The sequence below is a fragment of the Oscillospiraceae bacterium genome, from assembly GCA_035353335.1.
GTDB lineage: Bacteria > Bacillota > Clostridia > Oscillospirales > JAKOTC01 > DAOPZJ01.
The window spans coordinates 5,673-10,125 of record DAOPZJ010000052.1 but is presented as its reverse complement, the minus strand read 5'-3'; the positions used below and the strand labels follow the sequence as shown (position 1 = coordinate 10,125).

The window sequence follows — 4,453 nt, the reverse complement described above, 5'->3', positions numbered from 1 at the left end:
CCCCGGGGTGTGAATGATCGGCCCAAAGGCGCATATTTTACATGGGAAAGGCCCGGTCCCCCGCAAAAAATAAATCCGCACAAATAAATCAGACCAAAACCAAAAGGAGGATTCGTATGAAAACCACCCGAAAAGCAGTGCTCAACCTGGTATCCCTGCTCATCACCCTCGCCGTCAACACCCTGGGCGCCATCGGCCTGATCAACGGGCTGACCCAGAAGCAGATTTCGGACATGTACGTCACCCTCATCACGCCGGGCCCGCTCACCTTCAGCATCTGGAGCGTCATCTACGCCCTGCTGCTGATTTCCGTCATCGTGATGATCGCCCGGAAAAAAGACCCGTATTATCAGGAGGCGATCGAACGCATCACGGCGCTGTTTTGGCTGTCCTGCATCCTGAACGTCGCCTGGATCGTGATGTTCTCCTTCGTTCAGGTCGAGATTTCGACCCTGTTCATCGCCGCATTCCTCGTCACGCTGGCTCTGATCGACAAAAAACTGCTTGAGATCCGCCAAGGCAGACGCTGGCTGCTGCCCCTGACGTTCGGGCTCTATTCGGGGTGGCTCTTCATCGCGACGGTCGTCAACGCCGCCGCCGCGCTGACGAAACTCGGCTGGAACGGCTTCGGCCTTTCGAACGAACTCTGGGCGATCATCATGCTGTCGGTTGCCGTCGTGCTGCTGGGGTTGGTGATGCTCAAACTCCGCAACGCCGCGTTCCCGCTCCCCGTCGCCTGGGCGTATTTCGGAATTTATCTGTTTTTAAAAGCCCCGGAGGGCTTTCAAGGGCAATACGGCACCCTGGAGACCGTCTCGCTCGCGGGCGCCGCGCTGCTCGTTGTGATCGCCCTGATTGCGTTCTGGCGCAACCGCTTTTCCGTCCTGCCCGCCGGGGCGAAAAAATAAACCATCCCGAATCCGCCCCCGCGGCGGAACAGAGAAGGCGGACGCGCTGCGGTCAATTATTTTTTTCTTTAAAGGATCGGCCTCTCCCGAACGCGGAGTTTTGAGGCCGATTATTTTTGTGTCTGGCAGTTCCACGACCCCGTCGCCGACAAAGGGACGATTTTGGCCTTCCGCAGGAAGGAATGCGGGCAGGAAAGCGTTACGGTGAATTTGCAGGGTATAATCCCCGGCGGGCAATATGTGTTTGAGGATGCGGACGGCGGGACGGCGCGGACATCGGTGGGCGGGGAGTTTAAAATCACCCTGCCGGAAAAGGGCAGCAGCGGTTTGTGGTTTTATGAGAGCGACGGGAAAGGATTGTAGGGAGCGACGACCTCGTTCCCGTCGCACGGATTGCGCACCGTTTGCGGTTTTAAACGATGGAAAACCCCTCCCGAACGACGAATCCGGAGGGGTTTTAGATTCGGTTATATCAAGGAAAAACGGTGAGAAATTTGAGTTCTGTCGAAGGCCTGATTGAGTTTCAGGTTCGGTTTGATTTTGTTTACTTCCATTCGAGTGAACAAGCAGACCACCTTTTTTGATAATCCGAGCCCTCGATTGCCGCTTGAAAAGGTTCGGCGAGGAAAGTTTTTATCGTTTTCAGGATAACGTCGTAATCATCTGTCGTTATATCAATCTTACGGGTAAAGGCCTTCCACTTTTTATGCATGCCGTTATCGGTATTACAGGTCATGATCTGCGCAAACTGTTCGGCGAAAAAAGAACGATTTCGGTTTTCAAAGGTCTTTTGCAGTGCTTTACACAAGATGCCGCCGTCAAAATCGAATTTACCGGCAAGGTAATAAATATCGTAGTAGTCCTTCATTCTGCTCGAAAATTCCATCAAACTCAAAATCGCATCAAGTTTTTCGGCGATCGTGGTCTCAATTGAGTATGTATTAACCGTCGGCGCGTTGAAATCATTGAGCTGCGTCGGGATTTTTCGCTTTTTCAGTCCCGGAACGATAACATCACCGATGCCGAAATCAATACCGAATGTCGTACGGGTGTTTTTGATGCGGGCAACAATCGAAGCGCTGATTCCCGAATATTTTTTTCGAATTGAAACAGGCGCCACCTCTTTAATTTCAAACGTGATGAAATCGTTTTCGGTAGGTGCTGCGATGATCTGTTCAAGAACCGCTTTCAACCGCTGCGGTGTATTCGGGATCTGCCTGAGAAGGAAATCGACATCCGTGGTGACGCGGCTGTCGAAATCGGTAAGAGCATAGAGGAACAATCCGCCCTTTAAAACAAAATTTTCGGCATATTCGGATTTTTCCAAACGGCGCAAAAATTCTTCTTCGCAAAAAAGCTGCAAGCATAACGGATAGCTTCTTCCGCTTTCAAAAGATTTCTTTTTCAGCCGCGCAAGCACGGACGCTGCCGTATCGGTCATCCCAACAGCACCTCCATCAGCTCGGCCACTTTTTTGTAAAGCTTCATTTCCTTTGCGTATTTCGACAAATTCGCGAGATTTTTTTGGTCATCGGCAGCGTAGGCGTTCATCGCTTTGCCGAAGAGTTCATTGTCCAATTTCGTGCGGTATTTGAAACAATCGCAAATCGTGCGTTCACGGTCATAAATTGCAAGCGTCACGCCGTTAAAATCGGAAGTTTTTTTTCCGAGTTGATATTGCCCTTTTTGAATGTAATAGATTTTCACCGGAACAGCATCAATTTTCGATTTTACTTTAGCAATAGAGCGCGGAACGGCGATCGACCATTTTCTCGGGGCAAAATCGCTGTAACCGTAATGAAACAGCGCGGATTCCGCGCAGACGATGCCCTCCGGCAGCAATGCCGCAAGCAGCTGCTCTTCGCGGACATCGTTTTTTTCGGAAAGCTGATAATAACCGTGGCGAATACGCTGAATAAATCCGCCATGGCAAAGAAAAGCAACGTCGGATTTAGAAAGTCCGGCAGTGATGAGCTGCGCGGTTTTTGCAATACCGCCTGCTTCTGAAATTATTTTTTTTGCGGTTTCTTTTTTTTTCATTGATTTAACACCGACTTTTCAAACACAGTTTATAAAATTTGTGTTCGAAAAGTATTATACCACCGGCAACGGAAAATAACAACATTGATCTAAAATTTTTTTGAAATTGATTGATTATGATGAAACGAATATTCAAATAAACAGTTCGATGTTTCCTAGGACGATGCGGGTGAGGATGGCGGCGTATTCGCAATAGCCCTCGGGGCCGGCGGGAACGACTTTGTTGCTCTGCACCATATGATAACGCTCATACCAATAGCCGTCGTGGGCGAGGCCCATCTGACACACGAGTTTCACCGACTCGCGGATGCGGTCGTAATCGCGCATTTTTAAGCAGGCGTTGAGTTCGACGAACCAGACCCTGCCGATGGCGGCGATGTCGTAGATGGGGCCGTTCACCGAGAAATCCACCGGCCGGCCGAGCTCCCATTCGCGGTACAGAAACGGCATCGTGACCGCCTGCGTCGGCATACCGCCCCACCAGAAATTCTTCTGGGCTTTGAGCGTGTTCCACAACTGGTTGATCTGCCCGGCGTCGGCGAGGCCGTATCCGATGGCGGCGAAATCGGTGTCGGTATAGCCGTGGAAGGTGACGGGGCCGTGCTCGGGGTGGATATACTCGGCGAATCTTCCGTCTTTCCAATAGCTGCGGCGAAATGCCCGTCCGAGGGCGTCCGCTTCGGCTTGCCATACTTCCGCTTTCGCGTCGTCTTCGAGCACGCGGTAAAGCTCCGCAATCTCGTTGAACGCCTTATAACAATAGCACTGGGTGATGCCGTCCCACTCCGCGCGGGGCGGCAGTTCGATATAAAAACCCGCGCCGCCGATGAGTCCCGCAGGGCTTTTCTTGGTGAGGATATAGCGGCAGGCGCGCTCGACCGAGGGCAGTTTTTTGGCGAGCCAATGCTTGTCCCTTGTGGTCTGATAGATTTCGTAAGCGGTCAGGGGATAGCAGATCGTGCCGAGCAGGCACAGGGGGTTTTCGACGACCCAATGGGTGAACAGGCCGATCCATTTTTCGGGCTTATGTTTTTTGCCCTTGGGGATGAATTCAAACACGTCGTCGGGGTAGCGCAGACCTCGCGCGTGTGTCTGTCGATTTTTCGGGTCGGCGAAGTCCTCCGCACGCCACACGGCGAACGGGATGTTGCCGTCCTCGCGCTGGGAGGCCTCGACGAAATCGAAATAGCCGAGCACGATCTGCTCCATGCCCATCAGCAGGTAGGCGCCCGCGATCTGCCAGGAGTCGAGGCCCGGCCAGGTGCTGTATTCGCCGAAGCCCTTGCCGTCGGCGCAGATGCCGAAATGGCCGGGATAAGCGCGCTCGTGGCAGGCGGGGATCAGGTTTTTTTCGATGGCGGCGAGAACCCCGGCGCGGATGTCGGGGTCTTTGATTTTTTCGAGGACGGAAAGGTCTTTCATAGGACTTCCTCCGATGCGTGTTATTTGTTTTCATTGTAGCCGAATATGAGGGAAAGTCAAGGTAATTTATTTGTAGGGAACGG

The 4,453-nt window shown here is 52.3% G+C and carries 5 protein-coding genes; 2 read left to right on the top strand and 3 right to left on the bottom strand.

What is annotated here, in order from left to right:
* The first annotated feature begins 116 nt into the window (after positions 1 to 116).
* Entirely contained in the window at positions 117 to 908 is a 792-nt protein-coding gene (locus tag PKH29_10215) for a tryptophan-rich sensory protein (protein HNX15208.1), read from the top strand.
* 162 nt (positions 909 to 1,070) lie between these two features.
* Positions 1,071 to 1,271, top strand: coding sequence for a hypothetical protein (locus PKH29_10210; GenBank protein ID HNX15207.1), 201 nt, complete (start codon positions 1,071 to 1,073; stop codon positions 1,269 to 1,271).
* Between the two features lie 181 nt (positions 1,272 to 1,452).
* Here PKH29_10210 and PKH29_10205 read toward each other — a convergent pair whose 3' ends face one another.
* The 3 genes from PKH29_10205 to PKH29_10195 all read right to left on the bottom strand — a co-directional run bounded on the left by PKH29_10205 (position 1,453) and on the right by PKH29_10195 (position 4,370).
* Complete coding sequence (locus PKH29_10205; protein ID HNX15206.1) at positions 1,453 to 2,349, bottom strand: nucleotidyl transferase AbiEii/AbiGii toxin family protein; 897 nt, start codon at positions 2,347 to 2,349, stop codon at positions 1,453 to 1,455.
* Positions 2,346 to 2,948, bottom strand: a complete 603-nt coding sequence (locus PKH29_10200; GenBank protein ID HNX15205.1) for an abortive phage infection protein — start codon at positions 2,946 to 2,948, stop codon at positions 2,346 to 2,348. Before PKH29_10200 ends, PKH29_10205 begins: the two co-directional genes overlap by 4 nt.
* Before the next feature lie 132 nt (positions 2,949 to 3,080).
* On the bottom strand, positions 3,081 to 4,370 hold the full coding sequence (locus tag PKH29_10195; protein HNX15204.1) for a hypothetical protein: 1,290 nt from the start codon (positions 4,368 to 4,370) through the stop codon (positions 3,081 to 3,083).
* Positions 4,371 to 4,453: the final 83 nt, after the last annotated feature.

Bases quoted from the DNA above. Each gene is read 5' to 3' on its own strand.
- PKH29_10215 (HNX15208.1), top strand. From the start codon at position 117: ATGAAAACCACCCGAAAAGCAGTGCTCAACCTGGTATCCCTGCTCATC.
- PKH29_10205 (HNX15206.1), bottom strand. From the start codon at position 2,349: ATGACCGATACGGCAGCGTCCGTGCTTGCGCGGCTGAAAAAGAAATCT.
- PKH29_10200 (HNX15205.1), bottom strand. From the start codon at position 2,948: ATGAAAAAAAAAGAAACCGCAAAAAAAATAATTTCAGAAGCAGGCGGT.
- PKH29_10195 (HNX15204.1), bottom strand. From the start codon at position 4,370: ATGAAAGACCTTTCCGTCCTCGAAAAAATCAAAGACCCCGACATCCGC.